Annotated in this window: 1 protein-coding gene; it reads left to right on the top strand. The window is 55.8% G+C overall.

The window, feature by feature from the left end:
- Positions 1 to 103: 103 nt before the first annotated feature.
- Positions 104 to 1334 (top strand): alkyl/aryl-sulfatase (locus tag ACZO3G_RS14640; RefSeq protein ID WP_486847373.1); only part of this gene is annotated, 1231 nt, incomplete at its 3' end.

The raw sequence follows: 1334 nt of genomic DNA, 5'->3' as shown, positions 1-1334 counted from the left end.
ACGGGGAATTTCATCTGTTCATGCGGATCTATGTACCGGATATGACAGCACTGGATAGCTGGCAGCCACCTGTTATCCGCGAACAATAAGGAGATGGAAAAGAATGGCTATGAAACGTATTGCAGCAATGCTTCTTACATTGGTACTATTGCTGTCCTGCGTCGGCTGTGCGCAGGATGGGCGCAAAGAGCCGGGCGCGGAAAAGGCAGACCTGGATCTGACTGCCGATGTCAAGCCCGCCACAGACTTTACGGCAAAGGCAAATGCCGCCGTCTACGATGAACTTGACTTCGATGATAAGCAGGAATATGAATTCGCCACCCGCGGACTGATCGACGCGCCGGAAACACTGGAACTGAAGGACGAGGATGGGACGATCCTCTGGAGTCAGAAAGCCTATGCATTCCTGGACGATTATGAAAAAGCGCCTGACAGCGTAAATCCCAGCCTCTGGGAGAACACGAAGAACAACCATGCCTATGGCCTTTTTGAAGTGACGGATGGCATCTATCAGGTCCGCGGCTATGACATGGCAAACCTCACCGTTGTCAAGGGCGATACCGGCTGGATCGTCTTTGATACGCTGATGAGCGTGGAGTGCAGTCAGGCTGCCATGCAGCTGATCGAAAAGAATCTTGGTAAATTCCCGGTCAAGGCCGTCATCATCTCTCATTCCCACGTCGACCATTTTGGCGGCATCGCCGGCGTGATGGCGAAAGAGGATAAGGCAGACGAGACACTTTCTATTGAAGATCAGCTCGCCAGCGGCAAGATCCCCGTGATCACGCCTGTGGGCTTCACGGAGCACTCCGTGAAGGAAAATGTCTACGCCGGTAAGGGTATGGGCCGCCGCAGCAATTATCAGTATGGCGTCCTTCTGACCCCCGGCGTGACCGGCAAGCTGGCGCAGGGCATCGGCATGGGACAGTCCACCGGAACGGTCTCGTTCATGACGCCCAGCTATGAAATCACGCAGTCCGGCGAAAAGCTGACGATCGACGGTGTGGAGCTGGAGTTCCAGCTCACGCCGGGTACGGAAGCGCCCGCCGAAATGAACACGTGGCTGCCCCAGTACAAGGCGCTTTGGATGGCGGAAAACTGCACCGGCACGCTCCACAATCTCTACACGCTGCGCGGCGCGGAGGTGCGCGACGGCGCGGCATGGGCAAGCTATATCACCGAGGCCATTTCCCTTTACGGCAAGGAAGCGGAGGTCACCTTCCAGTCCCACAACTGGCCGCACTGGGGAAACAACGTGGTGAACGACTACATGGTCAACACGGCTGCCGTGTATAAGTTCATCAACGACCAGACTCTGACCTATATCAATCAGG

The organism is Anaerotruncus sp., assembly GCF_057433415.1.
The sequence above is the reverse complement of the archived record's forward strand: the minus strand, read 5'-3'. Positions and strand labels throughout refer to the sequence as shown.